General features: G+C 50.0%; 7 protein-coding genes and 2 pseudogenes. 4 read left to right on the plus strand and 5 right to left on the minus strand.

Going from position 1 to position 18750, the window contains the following annotated elements; translation table 11 throughout:
- The 5 genes from IE065_RS12895 to IE065_RS12915 form a co-directional block, all read right to left on the minus strand.
- A partial coding sequence (locus tag IE065_RS12895; protein WP_229792113.1) for an RHS repeat-associated core domain-containing protein occupies positions 1 to 5069 on the minus strand: 5069 nt, incomplete at its 3' end.
- Between the two features lie 1349 nt (positions 5070 to 6418).
- Entirely contained in the window at positions 6419 to 11395 is a 4977-nt protein-coding gene (locus IE065_RS12900; RefSeq protein WP_189515735.1) for a thrombospondin type 3 repeat-containing protein, read from the minus strand.
- Between the two features lie 40 nt (positions 11396 to 11435).
- The gene (locus IE065_RS12905) at positions 11436 to 12569 is read right to left on the minus strand and encodes a hypothetical protein (protein WP_189515737.1); all 1134 of its coding nucleotides are present in this window, start codon (positions 12567 to 12569) and stop codon (positions 11436 to 11438) included.
- A gap of 48 nt (positions 12570 to 12617) precedes the next feature.
- The gene (locus IE065_RS12910) at positions 12618 to 13361 is read right to left on the minus strand and encodes a hypothetical protein (RefSeq protein WP_189515739.1); all 744 of its coding nucleotides are present in this window, start codon (positions 13359 to 13361) and stop codon (positions 12618 to 12620) included.
- Positions 13362 to 13380: 19 nt separating this feature from the next.
- A complete protein-coding gene (locus IE065_RS12915; RefSeq protein WP_189515740.1) occupies positions 13381 to 16251 on the minus strand; it encodes a thrombospondin type 3 repeat-containing protein in 2871 nt (956 codons plus the stop codon).
- Between the two features lie 296 nt (positions 16252 to 16547).
- Here IE065_RS12915 and IE065_RS12920 point away from each other — a divergent pair, with 296 nt between their 5' ends.
- The 4 genes and pseudogenes from IE065_RS12920 to IE065_RS18415 all read left to right on the plus strand — a co-directional run.
- A complete protein-coding gene (locus IE065_RS12920; protein ID WP_189515743.1) occupies positions 16548 to 17078 on the plus strand; it encodes a transposase in 531 nt (176 codons plus the stop codon).
- Positions 17075 to 17227, plus strand: a pseudogene (locus IE065_RS18405) (transposase); the annotation flags it as partial. The gene IE065_RS12920 and the pseudogene IE065_RS18405, both read left to right, overlap by 4 nt.
- A gap of 343 nt (positions 17228 to 17570) precedes the next feature.
- A complete protein-coding gene (locus tag IE065_RS18410; RefSeq protein ID WP_378080042.1) occupies positions 17571 to 17978 on the plus strand; it encodes a DDE-type integrase/transposase/recombinase in 408 nt (135 codons plus the stop codon).
- Between the two features lie 32 nt (positions 17979 to 18010).
- Positions 18011 to 18307 (plus strand): annotated as a pseudogene (locus IE065_RS18415) (integrase core domain-containing protein); the annotation flags it as partial.
- Positions 18308 to 18750: the final 443 nt, after the last annotated feature.

The raw sequence follows: 18750 nt of genomic DNA on the forward strand, positions 1-18750 counted from the left end.
TTGGTCCAAGGATTCTGCACGACGTAAGTATATAAATTCGGTCCGTCGACAAAGCCGAGGGGGTCGCGGGTGATGAAAGTGCCGGTTTCGAGGTCGCGGTAGCGGAAACCCTCGTTTAAGAGACCAGTGGGGTCTTCGTCCTTCGTGTTGGCCTGCTGCCGGTCGGGATTGGTTCCCGACTCCTGAGATGAAGCCGTGTCACCATGCCGACCAAAGGCTTCGTAGGCACCCTGATAGGTCAAAGAACTAGAGGCGTCCGTCGCTGCCACGACGTCCCCTCTTGAATTATAATGCTTGAACGAGGCAGTGCCTGAACGCAGGGAGTATAGGATGCCACCGATGCCGCCACCGTAGTCGCTACCGCGAATGTACTCCACCGTCGGTGAAGTTGCCGTCCCATCAAACTCCTGCACGCTGAGCCCTCCTGAAAACACGAGCTTGGTGGAGACACCTCCGGCGGCGGATTCGTCGCGCAGCACACGGCGTGTGCGATAGTCATAGACATACTCATAGACTCGATCGGGTGCCCCAATCGTGTAACTTGCCTGGATTTTGTAAGCGGACTGAGACGCATCCGCGCCGGGATAGATGTCGATCAGCCCAAGAGTGGGCGCAACCCCATCGCTTTCGGCTAGGCAAATTAGGCGGTTTTCACGATCATATTGATAGCGGGTTGATAAATCCACGCCGCCCACGCCATCATTGTCCGCAACACGACTAATCCGGTTACCATTGGCGTCATAATCGAAAGTGACACTTTTGCCAGTGATTGAATCCGAAAAGCTATCAAGCTGATTGAGCGTATTGCTATAAGTATAGGCGATATCGCTGAGGGGGGTCGTCGTTACACCATCGTTTTCGGTGACAAGCTTAGTGGCGCGATTGTGTCCATTGTCGTAAGTATAGGTAGTAACCACTGTTTTCAGCACCGGATCACTGAGCAGATTGCCATTGTGCTCCACAATCGATTCAGTAAGGAGTCGATTGGCAGCATCATAGCCGTTTGTAATGACTCGCGCATTGAGATCCCCTCCTGGGTAACTTTCGGATATGGTCAAAAGATTACCATAGCTATCATAGGTATTTGCGGTAATATATAATTCGCTTCCAGCGCTGCCGGGACCGGTAATGGTGTCAATTCGATTAATCACATCGTAGCTTTTCGTGATCACCTCACTATTCGGCAACTCGACGTCGGTAATGTTGCCCGATATATCATAAGTATAGGTCGTGACATCCGTTCCATCCGTGATCGTAGCGGTGCGATTAAGCGTATCATACGTGCTACTGAGGGTTCGCGCATAAGCAGTGCCGTAGGCGTAGACTGCTTGCAAGCGATTCCCCGCGGCATCATAGTAGTACTTGTTCGTAACGCCGTTGGACGTCTCATCTGTAATGCGATAGAGCGCATCGTAGAGATAGGCCACATTGGTGATTCCGCCCTTGCCGGCCTCGGTCACATCCAAAATATTGCCCACATCATCATAGGAGTAGGTCCGATTTTCACTTATTGCCCCCGAATAGGAAACCACCTTGAGGCGGTCACGCAGATCATAGGAATATGAAGTCGTTGTGCCGTTCGCATCGGTACGGGAGATCAGCCGCATAGGATCGTAAGACATGCTAGTAGTGTCAACGCCACCATAAGTTCTCGTTAGTTCCCGGTTTAGTCCATCGTAGGTGAAAGTGGTCGTTTGGCTTTTACCATCGGTCACAGAAACCAAGTTGCCCGCCTGATCATAGGCATTGGTAACTGTGATTAAGGCGTCGTCGATGGTGGACGTGGACGTGGACAAAAGTCGCCCTAGAGCATCATAAGTGTTTGTTGCAGTTGTGCGGCCATTTACCGTTGTAGTAAGAACATTGCTAGCGGCGTCGTAAGTCATACTGCGGGCGAAGAACGGATCAGTGACCGTTAACGCACGATTGGCTGAGTCATAAGTAGTCACCGTTTCTGTGCCTCGCGGATCCGTAACCTTGGTCAAGTTGCCGACATCATCGTAATCCATTTCAACAATAGCCGTTCCGGAAGACGTCGTTGGCATCGTTTCCTTCGTCTTACGGTTGCGCTCATCATACTCGTAAGTCCAGACTCTACCCAGCGGATTCGTCAGCGTAATCACATTCCCATTCGCATCGTAATCAGTGGAAGTCGTTATGCCTCCCGGCTGAATGATATCTGTCACGCGGGCGGCGGAATCATAAACAGTCTCTGTTACATTATCTTCTTCATCGGTAACCGTGAGCACCTGACTATGCGCATTATAGGTGTAATTCACATCAGTTCCGTCCGGGAAAACAATTTGTGTATTGTTATCAAGATTATCGTAATAAAACGAAGTCACCCGGCCAAGCGCATCTGTAGTGGATGTGACGTTGCCAACTTTATCATATACACTAGATGTGCTCGCAGTCCCTCCAATATAATTAACGACGGTGTTTGTGGGGCGGTAAAACCCATCGTATGTCACCTTGGTGACATTGCCCCGAGGATCCACTGAACGAGTCGGCTTAAAGCCAGACACATCAAACACGCCTCCACCAGAATTCGCCCCATAGTCGAAAGAAGTAACGAGGGTCCCAATGTTGTTTCCTGTAACCGTAGTCCGTGTTAATCTCTGGAGTCCGTCATACGTAAAATTCGTAGTTGGGCCATCGCTTGAGGAGGAAGATACGAGTGAGTTAACATCATTATAAGAATACGTCGTAACTATATCAGCTGAACTTCCAGTCGGACGGCGTGATTCCGTTTTTCGATTTAAAGCATCGTAAGTGTAAGAAGTCGTATGAGCATTTTCGTCGGTCTCACTGAGCAGGTTTCCTCGACTATCATACGATAGACTCTTGGACCCGATTGGAAAATCGATTTCCTTTAAGCGATTCCGGACATCGTATTCATAGGAGGTTTCATATGATTTCGGATCTGTAACGAGCCGGACATTGCCATTATAGTCATATTTATAGCTAGTTATAATACCCTCATTACCAACCGCCTCTGTGGCTTTTCGCCCCTGACTGTCAACCGTATAGGTTCTGGAAAAGCTGGAGGTTCCACTCGTGACCGTTTGACTGGTGATTGCCCCTGGGAAACTTGAATCACCGTATGCATAACTCGTCGTTCGGGCACCATCATTTTCGCTTAGGGAGGTCATGCGCCCTAGAGAATCGAGGTTGTAAAGAGTCAACCGCCCCTTCGGGTCCCTGTAGCTGGTCATCTTGCGATAATCGTCATCGTAGGTGAAATACTTGCTTAGAGAACTAAGGCCTGAAGCATATCTGATTTCAGTAGTCGGATCGTCGTAATAGCCGTAAATGGTTGGCCAAGCCGGCGATAAGTCCTCATTCGGATCGATGATATTTGAGTAATAATAATTGCGCTTATTGCCACTAAGATCAGTTACCGAACTTAAGGCCAATCCTGCTGAAGGCTGAAAAGTGAAGATTTCGGAACCGAATTCGCCATGATCGACCGTCATTGTTTTATAGTAGATGATCCGTGGGTCCTTGAAGCGTTTATGCAAGTTTCCAGGGACGTACAGATCACGAAATTGCTTCAGGACCTCGACTTCAATGCCCGAAAACTCATAGGTCGTCGTGAATCCCTCGGCGTTAATAACTGTATTGGTTTTCGCGTCAGTGATGGAGACATCCTCATAGTTTGCGCCACCCAAAGAACCCTGTGTGTTGATACGCATACGCTTCCCCAGTACATTATTTTCCAAGTTGAAGGTCGATTTACCAATAGGCAACTGCACCTGTTTTACATAACGAGGACTACCCGTCTGAACATAATACCCCTGTGCAACTGAATTTTTAATATAGGCTTCTCGGGAATGGTCGAATCCATAAGAAAAACGGTAGACATGGGAATTCGCGTCGGTAATGGAACTTAAATTGATGTGCTCATAGTCAATATGCTGGCTGTCATCGTTACAGGGAATTGGATCGGGATCCAAGAAGGGCAAGGGCCCCGTATCCGCAGCATTACGAGGAACCATATCGTATTCAGTGACGTGCTCATAGCCATACTGCGTAAAGCTGTTATCGGCGTGAGTTGCGGTTTCCAACACAGTTGCAAACTCACTCGCATCCTGACCACTCGCATTCGTGTAATCGTAACTAATAGTACTGGAGTCGTATGCAAAGGCGATGGCATTCCCATTGGGATCCCAAGCCCGCACAACCTTGTTTGAGCCATCTTGTTCCAACCAGATTTGAAGCCCGCCAATGACGTTGCCTACGGAATCAACGCTCCCATTACGATGCGCTTGGATTTTATACGGAATCAGCGCGTCTGTCTCTTCATAGCTGTAAACCAATTGGTAGCCAAGACGGTCGGTGACGCTTTCCAACCGGGCATACTCGTAAGTCTCGTAGCTATCGCTGCCCTCCACACGGTCACGCATGAGTCTTTGCTCTCCCCCAGTGAGTTTGGCAAAGCTCAAGGCATTACCGTGCTTTTTACGAAAAATGAAATGCGTCTCAGTTTCTTCCAATGTTGTCAGGTAGGCCTTAGCCTCGTGGCTGGAAGACGGCAGCGGAAACCACCCAGCGCCAAACTTAACGAATTCCTGACGGTTGCCGTTCTCGTCGATTACATAGGCTTTGACCGGCTCTTCAAACTGATTGACATCCGCACCTTCCGGCGTGACGACCTTCACGTAGGAACTCACATTGCTGGACCAGCAGACGCCGAAGGGCTGCGCGGGGTCCTCCGAGGGACGAAGGCCCGAATTCTCCGTGAAAATTTCGCTATGCAGATTACGGCGCAATGAAAGAGCGAGGTCACTACCTTCGATCGGCACATAAATGTCCGTCACACTGTGAACAAGGTTCAAGTTGAACGCATCAATGTAAGTCTCCTCCTTAGCCTCGTCATTCTCACTAGCACTCTGCGGACGCTCGTCCGACATCGGACGGCCGTTCAGCGCGATTTTACGATAGCGCGGCCCGGTCGCGTCACTGATCGGAATGTTGAAGTATTCCGGCGAAGATGGATGAATTTCAATGTTGTCGTCATCCATTTTAATCGTTCGTGTTTCATCAACAACAACAGTTCCATCGGGCATGCATACCTTAAACTCAATCTCAGTCTCTCGCACCACTGGCACCGATACAGGTGTAATTAGCCAATCAGCATCCAAGAAGTAACCAGCATCCTCCACTTCATAAGGCGAACTTATTATTTTAATTCTTTTTTCTTTCGGATCGTACCCTCTGACATTTAGGTAAGAGTCATTCCATCTCACTTCTAGCTTAGAAGTTGAAATTTCTATTGTCGGTGGATTATATTGTTCTTGGGAGTAGGTTTTATCATCAAACGATTTGTAGTAAATACTAAGCGTCGCAGCTCCAGACTTGGGAAGATAAACTGTTTCATCACGATCCAAATTTCCTCTAAAATCTGAAAATCGAGTATGAAACGGAACCGGTAGTTGTTCGTAATAATGAAATAGCTCATAATTATCAAACCCTGAGGGTCGCTCAAAGCTATCAACCGAATACGCAGGGGAAGTGTAATTTGGCTTTATTTCTTGATGGCCAATTTTCACATAAGTATTGCTATCGTAATAAATATCATTCCAACCCAAAAATCCCCTATCAAAACTTTCGTGATTTCGGCCCAACAAATTAACGAATGAAACAAGCCCCTCATGATATTTTGGAGACCATCGCTGAAAGTTTGCTCTCCACTCAAAATACACATTAGGGCTCCTATGGGGGTCCAGATTATGCCTCCAACTCGATACCAAACGAACACGGGGATTATCTCCAGTTACAATGTATTCCCTAGCCTCGTATTCGTACCCTGAATTGATAAAAATAAAAAATTGTTCCCAATAAAAACCGATGGACGTCTTGCTAGTTACAGTGAAAACTTGATGCTCAAGTATCCCTTGAGACATAGACTTATTCATGACTTGTCCATTGCTGCTATCTCTAGTAACAAATCGATAGTAGCGATGAGCGTTAACGCCATAAGTTAAGTCGATAAATCCACCTGATGTAGATGATGTTACTCCTAAAGTCTTCCACTCAACATCTTGTGCAAAGTAATTGCTGTCAACAAATTGAATTTCATATTCTTCGGAAACAGGAAAACTAGGGAAGTCATACTCAACTGCAACCCACCCCGTGGATTCGAAGAATGTTAACTCAAACCCTGGGTCTGAGTTTAATGGAGATGAACTACAGGGTGACTCTGCCGGGTTAACTATAATCGCTATCTCACCTTCTCCATAGGACGATAGTCCTGGATCAAAGGGAGCACCTGGCCACTGAGCCGAAAGACCAGTGGACAAAACAGACACAGACACAACTAGCCAGCAGCCAAGACGCTTCATTGAAAAAGAGTTTCCTGAAGCAATTTTCGAGAGAATTTGGAACATGGTCGAAAGGTAAAACGTGAAATGGTTCATTAGGGCTTGGCGTAGATGACGGCATCACCGCTGGCGTTGGTAACCAGTGAGATGGGATCCACACCATCACTCACATCGGTAAGGAGTCCCAGCAGCGCAGTCGCAGCTTGAGCGTCGAAATACAGCGGTGCGTTTTCCAACGGGACACCGTCGGTATCAGTCACTCGGATAACGATAGATTCCGATAGCGGCGTTCCTAGCGTTCCCGATTGAGCGTCGCCGCTGACAATGCTTAACACTGGATATTGCTCTAGGGTCGGATGCCCGAAATTGTAATAGTCACTTGGATCCGAGCCCGCTAGCAATTCATCATCGTCATCGGTTCCGTCGAGGTCGGAGTCGGTGCTTCCACCCGAGCTAGCGTTGAGATTGCCTAGGTATTGCGACTCCCAGGCGTCGGGCAAACCGTCGGAGTCGGAATCCGCTGAAATCACGTAATCCCTTCTTTCGCTGACGGTCGCATATCCATCGGTGTCGGTCACCACTGCGTAAACCGCAATGGTTCCCGCAGCGGGAGTGGTGAAGGGCCGCTTAACCGTCCCATCGTAATCTCTCGTTATCGAATCCAGTAGGACTCCGGCACCATAATAGAAAGCGACCTCAAAAGAAGGGTCCTCAATGCCCTCGTTGTCCGGGTCGGAAAATGAAACTGACAGGTCTAGTCCGGTGTCATCATTGGCCAGCAGATGGGTTTGCGCTATGGCCGAGGAGTATTTGGACAAGCCCTCAAAGGTAATCAACGGAGGCGCTCCGCTTCTCACGGAAATGGCGTCCAAGAGCATTGGCGTCATCGAGTGATGAGGCACGGAAAATGCCTTATATTGTGGTGAAGGGGCGTGGAAAGCCAAATCAGTCGCCACCGTGCGCCCATCGACGTCCAAGCGGTATGTCTGCGATTCAAAATCGTAGACAAAACGGAAGAGGTACCATGTGCTCTCATCAAACGCTTCGCCATCCAGAATCCGCCAGTATTCGGCGTCACTGAGATGCAAGGCACCAGCATCATCGAAATAGAAGTCCGTTAAAACACCTTCGACCATATCGGGAACCACTGAAAGCCGGACGGCATTAAGGGCAAAACTGACTGTTACAAAGCGGTCCTCAGACGAAACGGGTAATCCCAGTAGAGCTGATTCGGATGCTCCGGCGACTAGCGCCAGAATTCGCGAATCACCGTCATAGGAACTGCCAGAGGCCTGCACAGTAGCGCTTGCTCCAACACCCTCCAGAAGCCAATCATCGTCCACAGCAATCAGCGAATCTGTATCATTGAATCCTGCAAATGCTTCGACCACGGGCAACGGCGGTGCGGAATCAAATACGATTGTGTTGGGCTCATGAGCAACGGAGAGGTTATCGATCAAGATGATCTCCCCTGCATCCAGACCCTGAAAATAGAGTCCAACATACGGCAGATACGGCATACTCGAATCGCGTAAAGATAAATTCTCGAAAATCGTTTCGTCGCCAACACTTAAGCTCCATTTTCCAGTAAAGGTGTTTACGCCAATGCGGTAGGTCTGCCAGACACTATCGAAAACCGTAGTGGAGTCTGAGACTGCCCAAACGCTAGCATTGGGATCATATGCCACTAACTCACCATTACTATTCAGGGCGATAAGAAAGTTGGCCTGAGCCGAGTCGAGTCCGGCGATATTGTAAAGGCCAAGGTTAGCCGGAAGCAGTTTTGCGCGGAACGATATATATACCTCGCTACTCAAGGTGGACGGTGCCAGCGGGTGAGCCATATACGCTGACGTCACGCCATCGCCGAGCGACACGTACTGATTGCGAGAATCAGTTGGGTCTACGACTACATCCGCATTTCCGGCTTCCCAACCATCAACCGAGCCGAGGCCGCCGGTCGAGTATTCGTTGAAATCATATTGCGCAGGTAGCATGACGTAATCGTCCAAGCTAGTCGGATCCAACGGATCGGAACCTTGAGCAATTTCCTCACCGTCGCCAATGAAATCGCCGTCCGTGTCCCAGTTATCGGGATCGGTTTCGTCACCATTGTCCGCAATTCCATCCTCGCCTAGGACCTCCTCTTCATTCGTGAGACCGTCCGCGTCATCATCGAGATCAGCTGGCTTGGTTTCGCCAATGTAAAGGTCGTCCAAATAAATAGGATCGCTAGAGATGACATCCATCGCCCAAGCATAAAAATCGGGCGCTGCGTGGGACAAGGTCCGTCGGTTCATCACGCGCATTCCGTTCTGATACAGGCTCCAGGTCTGATTCTGATAATCCTGGTGTATCGTGATGCGCACCCAATCATCAACGGCAACCAGAGGCGCATCGAGCGGTCGCCATCCCTCGCCGCCATAATAGTAATATAAACGACCATCTGCACCATCTTCGATATATGCGATCGCGGATTGGTTGACTTCGGAAGGCGAGTCGGGAGCAGTCGACGAAAATACCGGTATAATATAGTAGTCAATCCACACAGATTGAACATCCACGAGGTCAAAATAGTGGGTCAGCGCACCGACGCCAGTTGGTGCATCGAGTTCAAGCATATTAGAGCCTTGTCCTCCGGGCCGTGAGCCCACCACTGTCACATATAATGCGTTTCCTTCAAGATTCCAATTACCGCCCAAGGGTGAAACTTCAAAGTCTTCTGTAAATGGCAGACTCGTCGTAAATGTAACGCCTTGCGGTGCCGTCACGCCATCGGGAAATCCGTCCATATCTTCATCGGCGTTGGTTGGATCGCTAACGGCGGAATACTCTGCCAAGTTGGTTAGGCCATCATGATCAAAATCATCCCCTCCACGGTTGGCAATGTCTCCGAAATGGATTTGCTCCCAAAAATCGGGCATACCATCGCTGTCCCGATCCCACTCCAGAGGCCAGTAGTCAATGGATAGGTAATCAAACGCCGTCAAACCAACCGTAGTGGTGTCCGTATAATGCTCTAGTTCCAGTCTTTCCAGCGAGCGTACGCCTGGATCGAGAAATGGGACTTGTGCAAACAACTCCTCCCCATCAAGCCAAAGGCTCCAAGTGCGGGCCTGAAAATCAATGCCCACGCTGTAAACATGCCATTCATTGCTTAAATCCACCGTGGCTCCTTGAAGCCAAGCTGTTCCATTCCAAACATTCACATAGCCATTCTGATCCAGTTCAAAATGATAGACCAGTTCGGTGCCCTGAATAATCGAAGGCAGGTTCCGCCCCTGCAAACGTGCATGCATGTTAAAATACAGTGTTTCCAAACCGAATGTCGCCAGATTCAACGTTGCAGAAGCATCATCCAACACCATTGCCTGAACACCAACGGGCGAATCGCCGCTCGTGATTTCCACTCCAGTATCCGCCATCCAAAACTGCTGGCCATCAAGAAGACCCAATGCATAATCATTAAAAGATATATCCAAAGACAAAGCAGAAACGTAATTTCCAGTCTCATCCCAATCATCCGGCACCGGGTCCAAATGGTCACTCAGCCCGTCAAAGTCACTGTCATACGTAAACGGCCAGGAGGCGATGTATTCGTTGATATCAAGTATGCCATCACTATCAGTATCTTCTCCGCTATCAAGGACGCCATTCCCGTTGGCATCCTCATCGCCATCGAGTTTGCCGTCGCCATCCCAATCTTCGCCTACAAGGTCATTCACATCCGTGACCAGCAGCAAGCCGTCGCCATCCTTATCACTGTATATAAAGCCTCCGTCATTCCTTACCATTCGTACTTCGTCGATCTGAAAATTGTCCGAACCATCGAAAAGCAGGCTCAATTTAGCTAGATAACCATGGTTATCGCCGTTGAATCCAAGGTCACCAGCAATCAAAGCACCTTCAAGAAACACCTCCCACCGTGCTTTAGTGAAATCGACATGGACGATTATTTGTTGCCAATTAGTTGGATCAGATCCGGCCAATGGCACCCAGCGCCCTTCAATCCCCCCCTCTGGTACACGCTCATAGCCATTGTAAACTTCAATTCCACTGGTGCCAAATCGTAACTGAACCTCATCGTTGATGTGTATTTCAGGCAAGTTCGAGACATCCGCCGCCTTCAGATTGCATCCAAACCAGATTCCACGGGTCTTGCCTGCATACTCTTGAATTAGCGCTGCGTCCGCACCACTACCAGTTACCTGAAAACATTGATCCGTTCCATTGGCTCCGCCGGAACCTATAATTTCAAGCGAGGGGCTTCCAGTCGTCGACCAATCCTGTAAGCTCGGTAGGATACCAGAACTGTAACCTTCAAAATCCTCTTCATAATCTAAACTAATTCCTGGCACGGTTGGGTCAGTTCCAACCAGAAACTCTTCAAGATTACTTAAGCCATCATTGTCAAAATCATCATCAGGTTGAACATCAAATATATCGACGACATTGTCTCCATTCTGGTCAGTCAGCCCACCAGTGATGATCACTCCTTCCCAATCGTCCGGCAATCCGTCGCCATCAACATCCCCAATTGGCGGCCGCCAATTTGTTAGATTAAACGAAAACGCGTGCTTAAGTTGACCCAGATTCGCCAATGCGTAATTCTCTGAAACAGGGGTCGCTGGGTTCCAAGGATATCCACCACTAGCAATGATAGTCCCATCTGCCAGTGCAACCGAAAATCCTTCGTCATGCATCCGGTCATAAAACGGCGCAGAAATTGCTTTCAGTTGCCCTAAATTGAGTGCTCCGTTGTTGACTTCAGCATCCTCCGAGAACGCGGTCACCATGTCGTGGATCACCGTTCCCGCAGAACCCGATTCAGCAGCATCCATCGTGTTATAGGCAGCCCGGGCCAGATTCTTCGCCTGACCAAGGTTCGCGACCGCATAGTTGTCGGCCATCCACGCATCGTAAGTTGCCTGATTATAACCGGGCTCTCCTAGCGCGGGAGGCGGTTGACTAGCAACGACCCCCTCACTAAGCCACCACGCAGGATAAGTAGGCCCAGCATTGAGCAGTGATACTGCGCATAAAAGCAAAAGTGGGAGGTATAGTAATTTCATGACAGAAACTTGTTTCGGTGATTAGGAATGTAAAGGCAGCTTAGTTGCCGTAGTCGCCCATAGATATGTCACCCTGCGCCTTAGCGATTAATACTTTTCCATAGAAGTTGGCATGCCCTTCAACATTCAGTGCATTACCATTAGACGAAGTGATCATATTTGCTGGATAGCCGAGTGGGTCAAAGCCTTCTAGTTCTGACTTCCAAGCTTTATTGGCAACGGTCATTTCGCCGTTTTTGAGGACTGTAATGGCATTGCTGGCTGTTGTCGTATCGCCATTTCCTAATTCGAGAATTGGATCGGTGTCTATCCAAGTCGTTTTGCCTTCTTCAGCGCCTCCTGTATCGGTGTATAAACCTAGGTTGTATTTGCCGATGACAAAGCTGTTCGCAGCTTGCGCTTGTGTATACTGGCCGATGGCGACACTACCACTGCCGTTGGCTTCCGAATGAAAACCCATGGCAATCGACTCATCTATGGCGGAAGCCTCCTCGCCAAAAGCAAACGAATCATCCTCAGCATATGCTAAACGACCAAAAGCAAACCCTACATCGCCAATCACAGTAGCATCAGGGCCAAATGCAAAACTGTGGTCACCGATAATATAGGCTAAATTTCCAGAGGCAAATGAACCCTGTCCCGTTACTCCGGTGTCAACCCCCATAACAAAAGAACTGGAGCCTGAAACATGCGACCATTCGCCAATTGCCATACTGCCGTAGCCAGTTGCGAACGTTTCAAATCCGATAGAAAGCGTGCCAACTCCCCTCGCAGTGGAATTTACTCCAACCGAAAGTGTGTGCTCTCCGATATTCGCATAAGACGTAACGCTACCCACTACGAGTGACCCCTTCGAGGGGATCCATGCCAGATAATTGCCAAATTCACCGACTGGTAATTGATATGTTTCATCGAAGTTTTCACCCTCACCGGCCCAGATGGCACCGTTATCTTCGACTTTCAATGACGCTTTGACTGCAGGATCGGTCACGGTGTCATCTTCGTTAACTGTCAATTCATTGTCGACAGTGACATCGCCATTTGCGACACCTGCGGCTTGGACGTCGAGGTCGCCCTCGATGACGATGGAGTCAGCTTGAAGCGCGAGGGGGACAATTCCGGTTGCGATGAGGGTGGCCAGCAGGGACTGGAAGGAACGTTTCAAGGTTTTCATTGGTTCGGTTGGCTGAAGTTGGCTTTAAATGTGATTACTGATAAAGTGTTATTCGTTTTCAATAGCGATTGGCTCTTGGAGGCTAGTTGATTCGCGTAAACCCGTGATCTGCTCGCGGTAGGCTGCCATGGCTTGACGGCGATCTTCGGGAGACGCATTGGCGAGTGCCTGGCTGAGATTATTGATGGCAACGAGACGTTCGTTACGTGACTCAAGCTTGGCCCTCTGTGCGAATGACAGATTTTCAGGAATCGGCAATGCCGCCAAGGCGTTGGTTGCACTGGCGGATCGTCTGGACTCGGACAGTTCACCCAGGCGTTGGACTTTCAAGGCGTTCTGCTCGCGAAAGGCGGCCATCACCTCGCGACGCTCCTCAGGATTGGCGTCTTTAATTGAAGCAACAATCGTCATCTGCGCTTCGCGCATATCGAAGCGCAGTTCCATTACTTCGCGCTTTTCGGCTGGCACGGTTTCCGGGATTTCAGGGCGAAGCCATCCGCGATCATGTTGATTATCAACGGAATGTTCAGCTGTTCGCTGGATGCGTTCATGCTCAATCAATGCGTGGCTCTTCTGACGCCATTGCCCCAACAGTTGTCGCCGCTCTTGGGTGCTGGTTGCCTGTGTAAGTTGCTGATGCAGATCCTGACGTGATTCGCGCAATGCCGTCCGCGATTCACTCACGGCGGCGGCATAGGATGCCCCTTGTTCACTCGCAGCCTTGGCAGGCCGCTCCGCTAGTAAAGGGAGCATGATTAACGAAGAAAAAACGAGGTAGAAAAGTTGTTTCATGATGCGAAAGAGCAAATAATTATTTCAAAACCACCCGACCGGATGGACGTAACACCAAGTTCTTACCCGCCAGGTTAAACGTGGTTTCATCGTAGGAGTCGTTACGGGTTTCATAGACTAAGATCGCATCGCCGGATGAGGCAGTGTTAATTGCCTTGGTTATCGTGCGATATGGACCATCGCCTGCGGTGGGGATTCCATTCGTCGCCGATTGACCATTGCAAGCGGTGTCACTCCCACGCATGTTGTTGACGTAGTATACGCTGCCCGAGCTAGAAACATTATCTTTGGCCAGTGGGTCGGTGCCGTTGGCGTATTCATCGTCATCGGTAAGGCCATCTCCATCAAAATCGGAGGTTGTGCCAACGTCGGCTAAATATGAAAGGCCATCGCTCGGATTTGCTTCTATAATACGCCACTCCCACCAGTCCGGAATGTTGTCAGCGTCATAATCAGTGATTTCCTCAAAGACCAGGTCGTCAAACTCAACGGTTTGGTTACTGGGATTAGTTGTGTTTGGGTATATAAAAATGCGGACATATTCCGTGCCCATCCAAAACTCATCATAGGGTTGCGTCGTCCAGCTCATACCAGTAATATTTTCCGCTTTATATTCCATCCATTCGCCGGGAACAGTCACGTTAACGGCCGCGACATTATTATTTCCATCGCCACCGCGATGATTACGCACGATCACTGTCTCAGAGGCATTTAGCGCATCAACAACGCTGGTAGGCAGAGTCACCCCATTGGCCAATTCAATGACGTTCCCAACAATTGAATTAAACGTAGACTTTCCACCACCGAGTCCAAGCTGGACAGGATCAGGAAGTTTGGTCGTATCCCCACCGATGTAATAGCCGAGAAATCGATGATTCCATGGTGCCCCAACGGTATTCCACCCCGAGGGAGAACTCGCCAGAGTAATGGTCACATTAGCGCCAGTGTCGTCATAACTAACAATTTCAGCCTCATCCCCTGAATAATATACATTAACTCCAGGCAGCAAAGCAATGTTGCCTGAAGCGTCAGTGTAATAACAAGTAAAACCAAAAGAAGTTAAGTTTGATTCAACGACGCCTACTGAGCGAAACAATCCCGATAGCCGGTACTGTTTACTCGGATCGATTGGTATGTATCCGGCGCTCCTTATTCCGGCGAGACTCGTTCGGGTGTACACATTATTTCCATCATATACAGTTGGCGCGCTATCATTTTGAAAGTCATTGGAAGGATCGCCATCCTCAGCATCATAAATGAAGCGCAAGGGCTCAATATTCACCGTGAATGTCTGCTGAACTTGACTGGACTCCGTGTTTGCTGTCGCCGTAATTCCAAAACTACTGAGCGTGTCTGGGGCTTTAACGTACACCGTGGAATCGCCATTGGAATCAGTCCGTATTTCCAGCAACGAAACCGTTGATGATGCTTTATTCTCGGCGGCTAGCGAACTCAGGGAACTCAAGTGGGTCCATTCGATTGGAGCGTTTTCCAGATCAACACTTGAATTCTGCGCATTCACCACCAAAGGCGACTCAAGCCAAATACCCGGATAGGCCGTTTGCTGGTCGCCTGAAGTTTTGGTCAAGGTAGGCAGAGCATCATTATAATAGTCATCTGGGGAAGTGTCCGCCATGTACTCCTCCAGATTGCTTTTTGAGTCCATATCCAAGTCAGCATCGCGGTCATTTGAGGCTGTGCTCATATTTGAGAATAATGTTTCCCAGGCGTCGTCCATACCATCGTTGTCAATGTCGGTGAAGATCGGACTGCTCACATAGAGACCAAGTTCATCAAAGTAAACTGGACCTGTCCCATCACCGAAAGAACGCATCTCCGTCGGCTCAGTCGGTGTACCAAGTAAGTCAATATTCGCTGCAATTGGCACAGAAACACCATCTAAATAAAGATCCCATTTACCGGATGAGAAATCCTGTCGTAGAGTTAGGCGCATCCAGTTATCCGAAGCATTGCTTGTCGTGCTAAAATACGTCGGCAAGGGAATTGAATCACCATCGCTAACGACAAGCATTCCCTGTTCACCACCAGGAAGCGCACCCTCATGCAGACTAACATTGCGGAAAGTAATATCTGCTGCTCCATTGGCATCGTCATCCGCAACCATCGCAATGTAGCTAATGACACCGCTAGCGTAATACTGACCGACTGGAATCGTAAATGTTTGAAACCCAGAACCTGAATAACTGAAACCCGAAATCTGCTGATTGTCCGGATCAGTACCAGCAAGACGAAACAAGCGAACCTCATCAAAGAAGACCAGATCTGTTTCCAGCGAGATACCAATAATTTCACCTTCGTCGACCACATCAACTTCAAACGTCAGAACCGTGTCTGGGGTGATCATATACTGGTAAGGCAACGCCTTCCAAGAATTACCCTCCAGTTGAATCGTCGAGCCTCCAGAGGTCACTGTCGCAGTGGTCGGCAAGCTATATTGCCCATCCTGCCCTCCACCATATCCAACTAAATCACTTCCATCAAATTCAATTTGAGTTGTCCGAAATTCAATCATGCTCCCAGCAGCAGAAATCGTATACGCTGGAGTTCCACTCACGTGCGCCATCGGCAGCACCCAAACATCCCACCATGCAACACTATCAGTGCCCCATTCGGCACCTTGTACCGTCCGCACTGATTCGCCCAAGGGAGAACCAGCAGGTATTAGTATAGACTGATCAGTGCCATTAGCTGATTCCACATTCGAAGCCGTCGCACTGCCTGATACAACTGACCACCCCGTTTCAGCCCCTATGCTCGATGACAGGGTGAGAGACTCAAAGTCTTCTGCAATCGTCTGTCCATGAGCAAGCGTGCTAAGCAAAAGACCGACGAACAAACAAAGAGCCTTTGGAGAGAAAAAATTATACATGAGAAATGACGGGATATTGGCGATCCGATGACGGGTTGACACTCACAACGTGATTCGATTATATCACGCCTTGCAAGTTAATTCTTATAGGTGACTTCGGGCCACTTCGATTAACCTCGACGGTTCCAGCCGGCATCGATGATTCTTGGGCATGCGCGTAAAGACCGGTAGTGTCCAAAGCAATCTGTTCGATATCTTGTCTCACGTAGAGACCGCTTCTGAGCGTAAAAGCGGCCTTGATCGGCTAGTGGTGATTGATTGGGAGTCGTTCCGCCCGGTGCTTGAGGAGTACTTGCTTGGGTTACGGCGACCAGAAGAAGGGAGGACGACCGCCGTGGTGTCCGGTGTTGATGCTCAAGGTGCTGATCTTGCAACGCTTCTTCGACTTGTCCGACGAGGAAACGGAGTTCCAGATTTTAGACCGCTTCAGCTTTCTTCGTTTCCTCGGGTTGCGTCCGTGTGATGGCGCTCCGGACCACGCGACGATCTGGTCTTTCAAGGAACGCCTTGGCGCGGACGGCATGCTTGCGGTGTTCGAACTCTTCAACGCAAAGTTACGCGACCTGGGCCTGATTGCCAGTTGCGGCAAGATCATCGACGCCAGCTTCGTTGAGGCTCCCAAGCAGCGTAATTGCCGACAGGAAAACGCGCAGATCAAGCGCGGCGAGGTTCCTGAACACATCGCCAAAAAGCCGCAACGCCAGTGCCAGAAGGACTTGGACGCTCGTTGGACCAAGAAGGGCGGGCAGAGTTATCATGACCGTGTCCACTTAAACAGAGCCGCTTGCCAAGTTAGTCTGGGCCTTTATAAAGTACACCGAGTATGAGAGGCAAACGATACACCACCGAACAGAAAATCCGCATATTGCGTGAAGCCGATGCGGGCCAGACGATCACCGATGTCTGCCGTGAGGCTGGCGTCTCCGAGCAGAGCTTCCATCGCTGGAAGCGCGAGCTTGGGATGCTGGATGTTGACCAGGCCAAGCAACTGAAAGAGCTGCAAAAGGAGAACGCCCGTCTTAAGCGTATGCTGGCCGACGAGATACTGGGCAAGGAATTGCTGAAGGAGGCGCTAGAAAAAAATGGTAAGCCCTGCACACAAACGCGAGCTGGCGCAGCGGCTGGTGTCGCAGGGCAGATGTTCGGCGCGGGCGGCGTGCCGTCACTTCGGGTTGCACCGTTCGACCTTTGGCTACCGTCCCCAAGAGCCTGCGCCCTGGCTAGCAAAGTTGCGCGGGGCAATCCGGGTCAAGAGCGAAGCGCACCCGGAGTTGGGTTAGCCGAAGATCACGCAGCTGCTCAAACGCTATGGCTGGGAGGTGGGCAAACGGCTGGTTCAGCAGTTGTGTCGGGAGATGGGGCTGCGGTGTCCGACGAAGAAGCCGCGTCGCCGCCGAGCAGGCGTCTCGACTGGCTCGCCGACCAAGGCCACGTATCAGAATCACGTCTGGACCTGCGACTTCGTAGCCGACCGCACCGCCAAGGGCGGCTCCATCCGGATGCTCACCGTGCTTGACGAGTTTACACGCGAGTGCCTGTGCATCCACGTTGACCGCCGCATCAACGCGGCCAAGGTGCGAGCCATCATGAGTGAGCTGATCAGCGCCTACGGCAGCCCCGGATACATCCGCAGCGACAACGGCTCGGAGTTTATTGAAAAGAGCCTGCGCGGCTGGTATGCCCACGAAGGCATCAAGACGCTCTACATCGACCCCGGAAGTCCCTAGCAGAACGGTTAATCGAATAGTTCAACGGAAGGCTTCGTGACGAGTGCCTCAACCGCGAACTGTTTTATACACTCAGCGAAGCCCGTATCGAAGACTGGCGCTGGAAATACAATAACATCCGCCCCCACCGTTCCCTCGGACTACTCACGCCGCTAGAGTTTGCCGCACAAGAAACGCAACCCGAACCCTGCGAAATCAACCTGAAAGGCATGGGCTACACTCGGGCTACGCCCTCATTCCGCCCAAGCCTTGACACCCTATACCAACTAACCATTAATCACATCATTAACCCGCTCAGGCTAACTTACAGGCCGGTACTGTTTGCGTAGTCAGGTCAACCCACTCAGCGATTTCTTGAGGCAAGGAAACCTCGGTTCGTTCCTTTCGGTCAGGCTGCATGGCTATACTTTTTCAAACGGAAAATACTGTCATCGCCCAATATTAGTTCGCCACTAGCGATCAGACTGTTAATCGCATCTTCATGAGCGTCCCGCCGCTGCACATCGAAACTTCGACGTAGCTCAGCCCAAGAACAGGGGCCATGTCTTTCCAGAGCCCGAAGCAAGCGGGCCTTGTCTTGGTCAAGTGAGCTCTTGTTTGCCTGCTCAGCAATGATACGTTCGGAGTATGATTGATGCTGATTTAGGATTCGGTGGATGCCAACTTCTAAGGAATAAACGTGCGTAGGGAGCGTAGGGACTCAAGCATGGCGGTTGACCAAAACCAAAATGCATCAGAGTAACTACCGTCGCCTCCGCGCGGAGGCGACGTC

Source organism: Cerasicoccus arenae (assembly GCF_014651635.1).
Lineage (GTDB): Bacteria > Verrucomicrobiota > Verrucomicrobiia > Opitutales > Cerasicoccaceae > Cerasicoccus > Cerasicoccus arenae.